The sequence below is a fragment of the Pseudoxanthomonas sp. UTMC 1351 genome (assembly GCF_040948865.1).
Classification (GTDB): domain Bacteria; phylum Pseudomonadota; class Gammaproteobacteria; order Xanthomonadales; family Xanthomonadaceae; genus Pseudoxanthomonas_A.
The window spans coordinates 23,316-36,075 of record NZ_JAVGJT010000033.1 but is presented as its reverse complement, the minus strand read 5'-3'; the positions used below and the strand labels follow the sequence as shown (position 1 = coordinate 36,075).

General features: G+C 61.8%; 15 protein-coding genes. 10 read left to right on the top strand and 5 right to left on the bottom strand.

Annotated features, from left to right (window positions below; all coding sequences use genetic code 11):
- Positions 1-47: 47 nt before the first annotated feature.
- Positions 48-875: a glycine zipper 2TM domain-containing protein gene (locus AB6O04_RS18470; RefSeq protein WP_368565774.1), complete on the bottom strand. Its 828-nt coding sequence runs from the start codon at positions 873-875 to the stop codon at positions 48-50.
- A 171-nt stretch (positions 876-1,046) separates the two neighbouring features.
- Here AB6O04_RS18470 and AB6O04_RS18465 point away from each other — a divergent pair, with 171 nt between their 5' ends.
- Both AB6O04_RS18465 and AB6O04_RS18460 read left to right on the top strand, forming a co-directional pair.
- Positions 1,047-1,268 carry a DUF6116 family protein gene (locus AB6O04_RS18465; protein WP_368565773.1) on the top strand — a complete coding sequence of 74 codons (222 nt, stop codon included), beginning with the start codon at positions 1,047-1,049 and terminating at the stop codon, positions 1,266-1,268.
- A gap of 9 nt (positions 1,269-1,277) precedes the next feature.
- Entirely contained in the window at positions 1,278-2,063 is a 786-nt protein-coding gene (locus AB6O04_RS18460; RefSeq protein ID WP_368565771.1) for a TatD family hydrolase, read from the top strand.
- A 156-nt stretch (positions 2,064-2,219) separates the two neighbouring features.
- On the opposite strand, the gene AB6O04_RS18455 is transcribed toward AB6O04_RS18460, so the two are convergent.
- Positions 2,220-3,044, bottom strand: coding sequence for a ThiF family adenylyltransferase (locus tag AB6O04_RS18455; RefSeq protein ID WP_368565770.1), 825 nt, complete (start codon positions 3,042-3,044; stop codon positions 2,220-2,222).
- Positions 3,045-3,120: 76 nt separating this feature from the next.
- Between AB6O04_RS18455 and AB6O04_RS18450 the strand changes: the two genes are divergently transcribed.
- Together AB6O04_RS18450 and AB6O04_RS18445 are read left to right on the top strand one after the other, a co-directional pair.
- Positions 3,121-3,537, top strand: a complete 417-nt coding sequence (locus AB6O04_RS18450) for a hypothetical protein (protein WP_368565769.1) — start codon at positions 3,121-3,123, stop codon at positions 3,535-3,537.
- Positions 3,538-3,681: 144 nt separating this feature from the next.
- Entirely contained in the window at positions 3,682-4,164 is a 483-nt protein-coding gene (locus AB6O04_RS18445; protein WP_368565768.1) for a glycine zipper 2TM domain-containing protein, read from the top strand.
- A gap of 151 nt (positions 4,165-4,315) precedes the next feature.
- Here the strand turns inward: AB6O04_RS18445 and AB6O04_RS18440 are convergent, their stop codons facing one another.
- Entirely contained in the window at positions 4,316-4,531 is a 216-nt protein-coding gene (locus AB6O04_RS18440) for a cold-shock protein (protein ID WP_368565767.1), read from the bottom strand.
- Between the two features lie 231 nt (positions 4,532-4,762).
- Between AB6O04_RS18440 and AB6O04_RS18435 the strand changes: the two genes are divergently transcribed.
- Positions 4,763-5,248, top strand: a complete 486-nt coding sequence (locus AB6O04_RS18435) for a DUF456 domain-containing protein (protein ID WP_368565765.1) — start codon at positions 4,763-4,765, stop codon at positions 5,246-5,248.
- A gap of 66 nt (positions 5,249-5,314) precedes the next feature.
- A complete protein-coding gene (locus AB6O04_RS18430; RefSeq protein WP_368565764.1) occupies positions 5,315-6,469 on the top strand; it encodes a phospholipase A in 1,155 nt (384 codons plus the stop codon).
- Positions 6,470-6,664: 195 nt separating this feature from the next.
- Here the strand turns inward: AB6O04_RS18430 and AB6O04_RS18425 are convergent, their stop codons facing one another.
- Together AB6O04_RS18425 and AB6O04_RS18420 are read right to left on the bottom strand one after the other, a co-directional pair.
- Positions 6,665-7,300, bottom strand: a complete 636-nt coding sequence (locus AB6O04_RS18425) for a glutathione S-transferase family protein (RefSeq protein ID WP_368565763.1) — start codon at positions 7,298-7,300, stop codon at positions 6,665-6,667.
- A gap of 146 nt (positions 7,301-7,446) precedes the next feature.
- The gene (locus AB6O04_RS18420; protein WP_368565761.1) at positions 7,447-8,964 is read right to left on the bottom strand and encodes a fumarate hydratase; all 1,518 of its coding nucleotides are present in this window, start codon (positions 8,962-8,964) and stop codon (positions 7,447-7,449) included.
- A 236-nt stretch (positions 8,965-9,200) separates the two neighbouring features.
- Here AB6O04_RS18420 and AB6O04_RS18415 point away from each other — a divergent pair, with 236 nt between their 5' ends.
- From AB6O04_RS18415 to AB6O04_RS18400, 4 genes are all read left to right on the top strand, one after another.
- Complete coding sequence (locus tag AB6O04_RS18415; protein ID WP_368565759.1) at positions 9,201-10,064, top strand: RNA polymerase sigma-70 factor; 864 nt, start codon at positions 9,201-9,203, stop codon at positions 10,062-10,064.
- A gap of 107 nt (positions 10,065-10,171) precedes the next feature.
- Complete coding sequence (locus AB6O04_RS18410; protein WP_368565758.1) at positions 10,172-10,612, top strand: carboxymuconolactone decarboxylase family protein; 441 nt, start codon at positions 10,172-10,174, stop codon at positions 10,610-10,612.
- A 126-nt stretch (positions 10,613-10,738) separates the two neighbouring features.
- Positions 10,739-11,827: a sensor histidine kinase gene (locus AB6O04_RS18405; RefSeq protein ID WP_368565757.1), complete on the top strand. Its 1,089-nt coding sequence runs from the start codon at positions 10,739-10,741 to the stop codon at positions 11,825-11,827.
- A 9-nt stretch (positions 11,828-11,836) separates the two neighbouring features.
- Entirely contained in the window at positions 11,837-12,667 is an 831-nt protein-coding gene (locus tag AB6O04_RS18400; protein WP_368565755.1) for a LytR/AlgR family response regulator transcription factor, read from the top strand.
- The last annotated feature ends 93 nt before the right edge of the window (positions 12,668-12,760 follow it).

Below are 12,760 nucleotides of genomic sequence, written 5' to 3'. Positions count from 1 at the left end.
GGCTTGCGCCGGCCTTGTTGAGCATGTTCGTCGGAAAGCTCGGAAGATCAGCCCTGATCGGGCGCATCCGCCGATGCAGTCTGAGTGACCACCTGACCGTCGATGACCGGGAGGCGGTCGCTGGCGGGCTTCTCATCCATACGAATGGTCTTTTCCTGGCCATCCAGGCGATACGTCACCTTGTAACCCACCACCTTTTCGGTGTTGCCCATCGCGATGCGGGTCCCCGGCTTGCTGCCCATGCGCATGGTGCCCGTGGTGCCATCCGGATTCTGGTAGGTCACGTTGTAGCCGGTTACACGGGAAGACTCGGAGCTGGCATTCTCGGTGTGGCATTGGCGCTCGGTCCGGGTGACCACCCGACCGCCGACGTGCCGCTTGTCCGCCTGGTTTCCGATAACGCCACCGGCAACCGCGCCAGCCACGGTGGCAGCCTTCTTGCCGCTGCCGCCGCCGACCTGGTTACCCAGGATGCCGCCAATCACCGCGCCAGCCACGGTGCCGCCGGCATTGCCGTCGCGCTCCGGCAGACGTTCCTGCACCACGACATCCTCGCAGACTTCTCGCGGCGTGGTGGTGGTGGTGGTGGTCTCGCGGACCGGCTCGCTGCCGATGACGGCGGCGTAGCGCTTTTCGGTGCTGGTGACAGGGTCCACCTTCAGGACGTCGGCGTACTCCAGATTGCCGACGGGAATCTGGTTGTCGCCAATGGCCGCGTCATCCGCTATTGCGGACGGGTCGCCGGCCATGGCGCCGGCTTCCACCGGCGCGATCTCGGGTGATTTGTCACTACCCTTGAGAAAAGCGGCGGTAGCCACGCCCCCTACCAGCAGCGCACCCACGGCGACCAAAATAGTGGTGGTATTGCTCTTCATCGCTGCCTCCAAGAAACGGGTCTTGCCCGGTTGATAATGTTCATCATTGCACCACTACGAACCTGAACCAAGTCCGGATTTCCGAACACTGAACCTTCTGAATCGTGAACCGGACCACCACTCTGTCCCGTGATAGCGTGTCTCCACGTGCCAACTTCCCAAGGCGTCCCCATGGCCAGCCCTTTATTGCTTCCGCTTCTCAACTGGGCCAGGAAGCTTCGCTACCCCACCTTGTTCAAGCTGACAGCGGTGCTGTTCCTGGTGAGCCTGGTATTTCCCGACCCGATCCCATTGGTCGAGGAAATACTGCTAGGCCTGGGTACCCTGTTACTAGCGAATTGGAAGAGCCGGAACACCCCGCCCAGTATCGAACAACCCGGCCCCCATCACTGAGCAGCCGTCGTGCTGGTCGACAGCCATTGCCACCTGGACGCATCGGAACTGGATCACGACCGTGATGCGGTGATCCGGCGCGCACGCGAGGCCGGGGTGAAACGGCAGATCGTGCCGGCGATAGACGCTGCGGGCTGGCCCAAACTGCGCGACGTCTGCGCCGCCGATCCCGGCCTTTATCCCGCCTACGGGCTGCACCCGATGTTCCTGTCGTCGCATCGCGATGAGCACCTGACTGAATTGCACGACTGGGTAGCACGGGAACGGCCGGTGGCAATCGGCGAATGTGGGCTGGATTACTTCGTCGAGGGTCTGGATGCCGAAGTACAGCAGCGCTTCTTCGAAGGGCAGCTGGTGTTGGCGCGCGATGTCGATCTGCCGGTGATCGTGCATGCCCGGCGGGCGGTGGATGCGGTGATCGCCTCCATCAAACGTATCAATGGCTCGGGTTCATCGAGGCGCCTGCGTGGTGTGGTGCACAGTTTTTCCGGCAGTATCGAGCAGGCGAAGCAACTATGGGAATTGGGCTTCTTTATCGGGCTCGGTGGTCCCGTGACCTATGATCGCGCCAAGCGACTCCGGCGGTTGGTCGCCGAGATGCCGTTGGATCGACTGTTGCTTGAAACCGATTCACCGGATCAGCCGGACGCGGAAATACGCGGACAACGCAACGAGCCGGCAAGGCTGCTCTTCATCTGCAAAACCATTGCGCGATTGCGCGGCGAGGAGTCTGCGGCCATTGCGGCGGCCACGACGCGTAATGCGGAGCGGTTGTTTGGTATTGGCCGGAGCTGATGATTCTGTGGGGCGATTTAGTCGCGACCTGCGAGAAAAACCAAAGCCTTGGACGCGGATTAACGCGGAGAATGCGGATAAAGCATTGATTGTTTTCTACCCGTGTTCATCCGCGTTAATCCGTGTCTGAAGCTTTGGCTGTTCTTCCGTCGCGACTTACGTCGCTCCCACAGCCATGTCTACAGGTGACATCGCGTGCTTCTTGGAAAGCAGCTCCAACGCCTTGGCCACCATCGCGAAGGCAAAGGCGCCGGTGATATGAGTGGCCGCACCGAGCCCAGCACCGCAATCCAGTTTGAGCGCGGCGTCCGCGCTCAACTGCGGGCGCAGGCCGCAGACGCTTCCATCGGCTTGCGGGTACTTGACGTTCTCCAGCGAATACACTGCCTGCACGCTGAAATAGCGGTCAGGATTCTTAGGGAAGTTGAACTCGCTGCGCAGCTTCTTGCGTATCAACGCCAGCAACGCATCGTGCTCGGTGCGTGACAGATCACGCAGGCGGATCTGGGTCGGGTCGGTACGTCCGCCCGCCGAACCGGAAACCACGATAGGCAGTTTACGGCGGCGGCACCAGGCGATCATTTCCACTTTGGTGCGGAAACTATCGCAAGCATCCAACACCAGATCGAAATTACGATCCAGCAGTTGCTCAAGATTGCTGCCGGTGAGAAACGATGGCACGACATCGACCTCGACTAGCGGGTTGATGGCACGACAACGTTCGGCCATCGCTTCGGCCTTGTTGCGCCCGTATTGACCTTCCAGCGCCGGCAGTTGCCGATTGGTATTGGACACGCAGATGTCGTCGGCATCGATCAGCGTGAGGTGGCCGACGCCGGAACGCGCCAGCGCTTCCACCAACCAGGATCCCACTCCACCCAGTCCCACAATGGCCACGCGGCTGCGCGCATAGCGTTCCACCGCACCCTGGCCATACAGACGGTCGATGCCGGCGAACCGGTCTCTGAGTTCTTTCTTCATCTCGCTATTGTAGACGTGGCGAAACCCGCGAGGCGCGTCGTACTATGCCCCGGTCATCTACGAAGGAGCCCGCCGCATGGCCAGCAACGCATCCCGCTATTTCTTCCTGTTCCTGATCGGCCTCCTGGTTGGCGCCGTTGCCACCGTGATGGCGGTGCGCGCACTTCAAGCGCGCCAGGATCCTTATCCTGACAGCGTGATGCATGTGATGGACAAACATTTCGGACTGCTCAACCAGAAGGTAACGCAGAGCCGGTGCGCAGCCACCGACACCGTGCCGCATGTACGCGCGTTGCGATTGATGGCCAACGATCTGGAGATGGCATTCCCCGGGTTAGCGGACGACCAACGTTTTTCTGGTCACGCCAGTCAGTATCGCGCCAAGCTCGACGCGGTGCTGACCGCACCACCGACCGATTGCGCTGCCGCCACCGCCGTGGTCGAACAAGCCAAGGAAAGCTGCCAAGGCTGCCACCAGGATTTCCGCGGCTGAATTGATGCTGACATCGCGCACTACGCGATTGACTAGATTGGCACTCGGTTCACGTAGGCACGTACACGATGCCGGACACGCGGTGCTGAGGCATCGCGACACACGAACCAACACAGTGTCTGCACACAGACTCAGGAGAACCCAATGAATATCCGCATGCTTGCTGTGGGCACCATCGTCCTTACCGCGCTGGCTGGTTGCGCCACTACTTCACCTGGTTATGGCGGTGGTGGTTATGGCGGCGGTGGCTACAGTTCCGCTCCGGCTCCGTCCCGCTACTGCGCGGACTGCGGCATCGTCGAGCGCATCGAAGTAGTCCCGTCCGGCCGTAGTGCGCCTTCCGCCACCGGCGCCATTCTGGGAGGCATCGTCGGTGCGGTTGCCGGACGAGAGATCTCGCAGCAAACCGGTGGTAGCGATGGCAACAAGAACGTATCCACCGCGGCCGGCGCGGTCGCCGGTGCGGTTGCCGGCAACGCCATCCAGAAGCGCACCACCGGCGACACGTACAACCTCACCGTGCGCATGGACGATGGCCGCCGCGTCGTGATCAATCAGCATGATCTGGGCGGTATTCGCGAGAACACCTACGTCCGCATCCAGAACGGAAAAGTGGTGTTGCGTTGAGCGGACTTGCTGAAACATCACGCTGAAACAGTAAAAGAAACGGCCCGCCAGCGGGCCGTTTCTTCATTTCGTCGGCAAAAAAAAGCCCGACGATGTCGGGCTTTTTATCGAGAAGTCCGCACTGTACAGCGCGCAACTCTGCAGCGTGCCTTCAATTAATCGGCTCGACGGCGTCAGCCTGCAGGCCCTTCTGGCCCTGCACGACGGTGAAGCTCACCTTCTGGTTTTCTTTCAAGCTCTTAAAGCCCTGGCTCTGGATCGCACGGAAGTGCACGAACACATCCTCGCCGCCTTTATCGCGGGTGATGAAGCCAAAGCCCTTGGCATCGTTGAACCATTTCACGATTCCTGTTTCTCTGTCAGCCATCTACTTACTCCTTGAAGCGGGTGGTGGAAAACGCCTGACGGCGGCTGGTTGCAAGGAGGAAGCGAGGTTCAAACGATGTAGCGGATCATGGATCTACCGCATCAGGCCACGATTCACGGTGACCTTGGCAAACACAGCGGCCGCACAGTAACCCGGCAATTGTGAAAATGCAAACATTGTGCCGCGCCCGGTAAGCTACCCCCAACCCGTTGATTCCATTAGGAGAATTGCTTGGATCCCCAGTCGCTCTATTACGTCGTTGCGGTGGTCCTGATTTTGGTCGGTATCGCGGGGGTGGTTTTGCCGGCCCTACCCGGTTTGCCGCTGGTCTTCCTGGGCATGTTGCTGGCGGCTTGGGCAGGCGATTTTCAGCAGATCGGCTGGGGGATCCTGGTGGTGCTGGGGTTGCTGACCCTGCTGTCGGTCGGAGTCGACGTCTTTGCCACGCTGATAGGCGCCAAACGCGTGGGTGCCAGCCGGAAAGCCTTGCTGGGCGCGGTTCTCGGCACCTTCGCTGGTTTGTTTTTTGGGCCCGTCGGGCTCTTTGCAGGGCCTTTCGTGGGCGCGCTCCTGGGCGAGCTTTGGCATGGCCGCCAGCTGGGTCAGGCCACCAAGGTGGGCCTGGGTACTTGGCTGGGCATCGTGGTGGGCGTGGTGCTGAAGCTGGGTTTGGCATTCGCCATGCTGGGCCTGTTCCTGTTCGCCTGGTTCTTCTGATTACCGGCGGTCTTGCCGCCTGGGGCACAATCCAGCCGTGACTTCCCTCCCCCGACGAGTCCGCCGATGACATTGCACCCCCGAACCTTGCCCCTGGTAATTTCCATTACCTTGGCTACACCAGCTTTCGCCCAAGAGTCCTCCCCCTACCCATCCACACCGGAAGCTTGCCTCTCCATCGAAACCGATGCCGCACGTCTGGCCTGCTATGACGCAGCGCTGGGGCGCACGCGGTTGGATACATTGAAAGCCGATGCCGAAGCCGTGGCGGCCCAAGCGGACCAGCAAACCGGAAAGGACGCCGAAGAAACCGCCGGCGGAACGCTGCGTGAGCGCGCTCACCGCAAGTTCGGTGCGTTGTTCCGCAGCGACGACCCCACTATCGAGAGTGCACTCGCCAACGCCGGCCGCGGATCTTTACTGGATAGCCGCTGGGAACTGGCCAAGGATTCCAAGCTAGGTTTGTTCCAGATGCGCGGCTACAAACCTGTATATCTCCTGCCGGTCTTTTGGACCAGCGAGGCCAATGAACTACCGCACTCGCCGAACCCGCGCAACACCGTGACAGAACCACTGCCGTTGCAACCCACCGAAACCAAGTTCCAACTCAGTTTCAAGACCAAGTTCGCGGAGAACCTGTTTGGCGACAACGGCGACCTCTGGGGCGCCTATACACAGAGTTCTCGCTGGCAGGTTTTCAACAGCGAACAATCGCGCCCTTTCCGCGAAACCAACTACGAACCCGAAGTGATGCTGGTATTCCGCAACAACTACAGCATAGGCGGATGGAAAGGCCGCATGACCAGCATTGGTTTGAACCACCAATCCAACGGTCGCAACGATCCGCTGTCGCGCAGCTGGAACCGGGTGATCGTCAACATTGGCTTGGACCGTGAAAACTGGGCTTTCATCCTGCGTCCGTGGTGGCGCGTCCCCGACGGCAACGACGACGACAATCCGGATATCCAGAACTACATCGGCCGGGGCGACGCAATGCTGGTCTACAGCAAAAACGGCCATGAGTTCACCGTGCTGGGACGCCACTCACTGCGCGGCGGCGACAAATCGCACGGTGCTCTGCAGGTGGATTGGGGCTTCCCCATCACCCGTAGTTTCCGCGGCCATCTTCAGGCTTTTCACGGCTACGGCGAAAGCATGATCGACTACAACCACAAGGCGACTTATCTGGGCGTGGGAATTTCGTTGCTGGAGTGGTTTTGAGGGAAGCGGGAAGTGGAAGCGGGAAAGCATCTCGCTTTTGCTCTCCCTCCCCTTGAGCAGCCATTCGGCTGTTGAAAGCGCAAGGGGATCGAGGGGATTTTCTTTTGCTCTTAAGAAAGCAAAAGCAACAGCAAATCCCCCGCAGCCCCCTTTAAAAAGGGGGCAAAAGCGAGACGCTTTTCCCGCCCCATTATGTTAGGTCCAGTCCGTCAACCCTTCGCGGGCATAGACTTCCTTGAAGCTAGGCATCGCCTTCATGCGTTGCGCGTAGGCGTGCAGTACCGGCCAGCTGTCAGTGGGCTTGGGCATGTTGCGCGACCAGCGCATCAGCATGGTGAGCATGAAATCGGCGGCGGATTTCTTCTCACCTAATAGATAAGGGCCATTGCCTTCCAAGTGGTTGGCGACCTGTTGCCACGCGGCTTCCAGCTTGGCGCGTGCCTGTGCTTTGGCGGCCTCCGCCTGCCCCTCGCCTGCAGGTTCCGTTGGATAGAACCAGGCGCGGTAAGCCGATTGCAGCGTGTTGGCGCAGAAGAACATCCAGCGGTAGTACTGGGCGCGTTCCGGGCTAGCGAGCGCAGGCGCCAGCCCTGCCTGCGGATGCATATCGGCCAGGTGCAGGGCGATCGCCGCCGCTTCGGTGACGACCTGGCCATCGATCATCAGCGTTGGCACCACCCCAGCAGGATTCAATTTCAGGTACTCAGGCGATTTCTGATCACGCTTGTCGAAATCGAGTTCACGCAACTCGTGCGGTACGCCGAGTTCGATCAGCAGCCAATGCACAACCAGGCAGGCGGTGCTGCGAGAGTAGTAGAGCGTGATGGGCATAGGGTTCCTTCGAGTCTGAGGCGCTCCTCCTGCGAAGGCAGGGGGACGTTGGGAGGAGGCTGAGTCGGCGACAGCGGCATTCTTCCCGCCCACCACGCAACCCCTCCCCGGCCCTCCCCTGCCTTCGCAGGGAGGGAGTTTGTTGGTTACTCCACCAGTACCGGAATCTTGCCGATACGCGTCTGCCATTCCTTCGGTCCGGTCTTGTGCACGGACTCGCCTTGCGAATCGACCGCGACCGTCACCGGCATGTCCTGCACTTCGAACTCGTAGATGGCTTCCATGCCCAGATCGGCGAAGCCGACGACTTTGGCCGCCTTGATGGCTTTGGAAACCAGATAGGCCGCGCCGCCAACCGCCATCAGGTAGGCGGATTGGTGTTTCTTGATCGCCTCGATGGCCGCGGGACCGCGCTCGGCTTTTCCGACCATGCCCATCAGCCCGGTCTGCGCCAGCACCTGCTCGGTGAACTTGTCCATGCGGGTGGCGGTGGTCGGGCCGGCGGGACCGACGACTTCATCGCGTACCGGATCTACCGGGCCCACGTAGTAGATGAAACGGCCGCGCAGGTCGACCGGCAGTGGCTCGCCTTTGTTGAGCATGTCGACCATGCGCTTGTGTGCGGCGTCGCGGCCGGTCAGCAGCTTGCCGTTGAGCAGCAACACTTCGCCGGGTTTCCAACCGGCGACGTCCTCTTTCGTCAACGTATCCAGATTAACGCGGCGGCCTTTGGAGGCGTCGTAGGTCAGCTTCGGCCAATCTTCCAGCGAAGGCGGGTCCAGCATCACCGGGCCGCTGCCGTCCAAAGTGAAATGCGCATGGCGAGTGGCGGCGCAGTTGGGAATCATCGCCACCGGCAGGTTCGCGGCGTGGGTCGGATAGTCCTTGACCTTGATGTCGAGCACGGTGGTCAGGCCGCCCAGGCCTTGCGCACCGATGCCCAGCGCGTTGACCTTTTCGTAGAGCTCCAGGCGTAGTTCTTCGGCGCGATTGCTCGGGCCACGCGCCTGCAGGTCGGTGATGTCGATCGGCTCCATCAACGCTTCCTTGGCCAGCAGCATCGCCTTCTCGGCGGTGCCGCCGATGCCAATGCCGAGCATGCCGGGCGGACACCACCCGGCGCCCATCGTCGGCACGGTCTTGAGTACCCAATCGACGATGGAGTCGGAAGGATTAAGCATGGCGAACTTCGACTTCGCTTCCGACCCGCCACCCTTGGCCGCGACGATCACATCGACCGTATCGCCCGCCACCACTTTCATGTTGACCACGCCTGGCGTGTTGTCCTTGGTGTTGATGCGCTTGCCGGCAGGATCGGCGAGCACCGAAGCGCGCAGCTTGTTGTCCGGGTGGTTGTAGGCGCGGCGCACGCCTTCGTGGACCATGTCCTCCACGCTCATCGTGGCGTCGTCCCAACGCACGTTCATGCCGATTTCCAGGAACACGGTGACGATGCCGGTGTCCTGGCAGATCGGGCGATGCCCTTCCGCGCACATACGCGAATTGATCAGGATCTGGGCGATGGCGTCTTTGGCAGCCGGCGATTCTTCACGCTCGTAAGCGGCGGCCAGGTTCTTGATGTAGTCGACCGGATGGTAGTAGCTGATGTACTGCAACGCGTCGGCGATGGATTGGATGAGGTCTTCTTGCTTGATCGTGGTCATGGACGCGGGTCAGCTGCCGGAGGGTAGCGGGCGGAGTCGGCTATTTTAGGCCAAAGTGAAAGCCTAAGCCTGTTAACCCTAGGCCCCTGCCGCGCCGTGCCGGGTCTGTGGGCACGCGGGGCAAGGAAGAATGAGGGCGCGTATGTCGATACGCAACCGAGTGATGACGCCGCCACGCGTGTCCACAGGCCCGGCACGGACTGTCACAGCCGTGCGTCATAGCTCGTCCTAACCGTATGAACACCGAAAATTCCTTCGAAATCCACCGTTCCCGCCTGCTCGGTCTGGCCTACAAGCTGCTGGGCAGCCGCAGCGATGCCGAGGATGTGGTCCAGGACGCCTGGCTGCGCTGGAGCCAAGCCGACCAGGCCGGCATCCGCGAGCCGGAGGCTTGGCTGATGACGACGACAACCCGGCTCGGCATCGACCGATTGCGGACGGCCAAGACGCAACGCATCGACTACGTGGGCCCTTGGCTGCCAGAACCGCTTGAGATCGACGAATCCCCTACTCCCGAGCACCACGCCGAGCTGGCTGAACAAGTGTCGCTGGCGTTCCTGGCGGCGCTCGAACGGCTGGGTCCGGAAGAACGCGCCGCGTTCTTGCTGAAGGAAGCCTTCGATTACGAGTACGCGCAGATCGCGCTCTTGCTCGGCCAGTCGGAGGCCAACTGCCGCCAGATGGTGCACCGCGCACGTGAGCGTGTTCGGGCGGAGCGACCGCGCTTTGAGGTGGCACCGGAACGTCACCGCAGGCTGCTGGAGCGTTTCATGCAAGCCGCGCGCGTCGGCGATCAGCCTGCTATCACCGCTTTGTTGCGTGAGGATGCGCGGCTGATATCCGATGGCGGAGGCAAGGCCGTTGCCGCGATCCGACCGCTGTTGGGACGGGAGCGCATCGCCCGCCTGTTCTGGGCCGCGTACCGCCGCCCGGACCCGACGACGGAATGGCGCATGGGAACCGTGAACGGCGAGCCCGCCATCCTGCGTTATCGCGGCACACAGCTGGCCGCCATCATCGTCGCCGTCACCGACGGCGATTCCATCGTGGAGTTGTTGAATGTGGCCAACCCCGACAAGTTGCGCGTGAGCCGCGCATGAAACGCTGCGACGCAAGCTTTGCAACTGTCACGCCACGACGCACTTCTCCGTCTTCCTGATGAAACGCGGCCGCGGTGGCCGCGTCGCTATCAGGAAAAGAAAACACCATGACCTCTCCCCGCGTCGACCATGCCGTCCACGCCGCCAGCGCTCGTCAGACACTGGCCAAACTCAGCCAGGAACTGCACCACGCCAGCGTGGATCACACTTTGATGGTCCTGATCAACCAGCGCGTATCGCAGATCAACGGCTGCACCTTCTGCCTGGACATGCATGGCACCACCCTGCGCAAGCTGGGGGTTGATCCGCGCAAGCTGGATACGTTGGCAGGCTGGGACGAAAGCCCGTTCTTCGACGAACGCGAACGCGCCGCGCTGGCCTGGGCGGAAAGCCTGACTCATGTCGCCACCACCCGCGCGCCGGATGCCATCTATCAGGCGCTGCTACCGCACTTCAACGAAACGCAGATCGCCGAGCTGACCTACATGATCGCCATCATCAATGCCTGGAACCGGATTGCGGTCGGGTTGCGCTCGCCGCTGTCCTGATCCGGACGATCACGCCCGCCTAGGCGCAGGATTGCGCCCAGGCGAGCGGAAAATCCGACGAAGCGTTACCGGAAACATCGTGTCCAGGCGTTAGCATGACGGTACTTGCGTCCACCGTGATCCGCCATGGCTATCGCCGCGTCCCGCCCACTCGTACTGCCCCACCGCGAACAGCTGTTCTGGCTGTTGCACCTGGGCGGATGGACCGGCTATTTCAGCCTGGGCTATCTGTCCGCGCTGGCGTACGGCAAGCCGCCCGGCTACTGGATGGTGCCACTGACCGCGGCCACCACCGGCGCCCTGGCAACGCTGGGACTGCGCTTCATCCTGCGTGCCTGCTGGGGCCAGCCGCCGATGCGTCTGCTGGCCATCATGGTGGTGCCAGTACTCGCCGCGTCGGCGATCATGAACCAGGTCACCCGCAGCGTACTGGTCGGTGTCTGCCCCGCCTGCGTGCACGAGAGCCAGCTGGCCTATATCGCGTATGCGTTGAGCTATATCTACGTGATCCTGGCGTGGGTCGGCTTGTATCTGGGCGTGAAGTACTACCGGCAATTGCAGGACGAAACCCAGCGGGCGCTGGCCGCACGCAGCATGGCCCACCAAGCGCAGCTGAAGATGCTGCGGTATCAGCTCAATCCGCATTTCCTGTTCAACACGCTCAACGCCATCTCCACGTTGATCCTAGACCGCGACAACGCCACCGCCAACCGCATGGTGCAAAGCCTGTCGGCCTTCCTGCGCCACTCGTTGGACAACGACCCCATGCAACGGGTGACGTTGCGCCAGGAGTTGGACGCACTGACCTTGTACCTGGGCATCGAAAAGATCCGCTTCGCCGAACGGCTGCGCATAGAAACCGATATCGACGCCGATTGCTGGCGTGCGTTGCTGCCCAGCCTGCTGCTGCAACCGCTGGTGGAAAACGCCATCAAGTATGCCGTCGCCCGCGAAGTGGCCGGCGGTACGTTGCGCATCGAGGCGCGCCGCGATGGCACCCAACTGGTACTGAAGGTCATCGACGACGGTCCAGGCTGCACGTCGCTGGAAGGCAGCGAACTGCCGCCCGGCAAGGGCGTCGGCTTGCGCAACACGCGTGAGCGGTTGAGCGTGCTCTACGGCGACGCCAGCGGGTTTGCTGTGCGCAACCTGACGCGTGGCATCGAAGTCTGCTTGCGGTTGCCGTTCGAAGTCACCGATCCTTCACGTACTTAGGGCCTGTTGATGATGGACGCCGCCGCCTCGCTGCCGATCGCCAAGATCCGTACGCTGATCGTCGATGATGAACCCTTGGCGCGCCGCGGTCTGGAGTTGCGCCTGGCCGACCACGCCGACGTCGAGATCGTCGGCCAGTACGGCGATGGTGCGGCCGCCATCGCCGCCGTGCACACGCTGCGTCCGGACCTGATGTTCCTGGACGTGCAGATGCCCGGCGTAGACGGATTCGCCACGCTCCGCCACGTTCCTGCCGAGGAGATGCCGTTGGTGGTTTTTGTCACCGCCTACGACCATTACGCCATCCGCGCGTTCGAGGCCTCGGCGGTCGATTACCTGCTCAAACCGGTGGAAGACAGCCGCCTGCATCAAGCCCTGGCGCGAGTGCGCGAGACACGGGCGCAACGCGCCGCCAGCGGGCACTGCGCCCATCTGCTCGGCTTGCTGGGGCAATTGAGCGGACACCCGCTGGAATTGGACGAGGCGCTGCAACCCGATTATCTGGCGCATCTTCGCAGCGAAGACAAGCTGGCGGTGCGCGATGGCGGCCGCACCATCAAGGTGGACATGCACGCGATCCGCTGGATCGATGCTGCCGGTGACTACATGTGCATCCACACCGACCAGGACACGCTGATCCTGCGCGCCACCATGCGTGAACTGGAAAAGCAGCTGGACCCTCAGCGTTTTCCGCGCATTCACCGCTCCACCATCATCAACGCGCGGCGCGTCGTTGAACTTCGCCCGCATACCAACGGCGAAAGTTTCCTGCGCCTGGATTGCGGCCAGGAGCTGAAGCTCTCCCGGACCTATCGCGAGAAGCTTTCGTTGTTGATTTGAATTGGCGCTCTTTTCCCCTGTAGGAGCGCCGTCCTCGGCGCGAGCTCTTCCTTTCAGATCGCGATGGAAGCGGGAAGAGCTCGCGCCGAGACG

Coding starts and splice junctions, on each gene's coding strand:
- AB6O04_RS18425 (WP_368565763.1), bottom strand. CDS start 7,300: ATGCCCATCACGCTCTACTACTCTCGCAGCACCGCCTGCCTGGTTGTG.
- AB6O04_RS18465 (WP_368565773.1), top strand. CDS start 1,047: ATGGCCAGCCCTTTATTGCTTCCGCTTCTCAACTGGGCCAGGAAGCTT.
- AB6O04_RS18470 (WP_368565774.1), bottom strand. CDS start 875: ATGAAGAGCAATACCACCACTATTTTGGTCGCCGTGGGTGCGCTGCTG.
- AB6O04_RS18400 (WP_368565755.1), top strand. CDS start 11,837: ATGATGGACGCCGCCGCCTCGCTGCCGATCGCCAAGATCCGTACGCTG.
- AB6O04_RS18450 (WP_368565769.1), top strand. CDS start 3,121: ATGGCCAGCAACGCATCCCGCTATTTCTTCCTGTTCCTGATCGGCCTC.
- AB6O04_RS18420 (WP_368565761.1), bottom strand. CDS start 8,964: ATGACCACGATCAAGCAAGAAGACCTCATCCAATCCATCGCCGACGCG.
- AB6O04_RS18415 (WP_368565759.1), top strand. CDS start 9,201: ATGAACACCGAAAATTCCTTCGAAATCCACCGTTCCCGCCTGCTCGGT.
- AB6O04_RS18405 (WP_368565757.1), top strand. CDS start 10,739: ATGGCTATCGCCGCGTCCCGCCCACTCGTACTGCCCCACCGCGAACAG.
- AB6O04_RS18410 (WP_368565758.1), top strand. CDS start 10,172: ATGACCTCTCCCCGCGTCGACCATGCCGTCCACGCCGCCAGCGCTCGT.
- AB6O04_RS18445 (WP_368565768.1), top strand. CDS start 3,682: ATGAATATCCGCATGCTTGCTGTGGGCACCATCGTCCTTACCGCGCTG.
- AB6O04_RS18440 (WP_368565767.1), bottom strand. CDS start 4,531: ATGGCTGACAGAGAAACAGGAATCGTGAAATGGTTCAACGATGCCAAG.
- AB6O04_RS18455 (WP_368565770.1), bottom strand. CDS start 3,044: ATGAAGAAAGAACTCAGAGACCGGTTCGCCGGCATCGACCGTCTGTAT.
- AB6O04_RS18430 (WP_368565764.1), top strand. CDS start 5,315: ATGACATTGCACCCCCGAACCTTGCCCCTGGTAATTTCCATTACCTTG.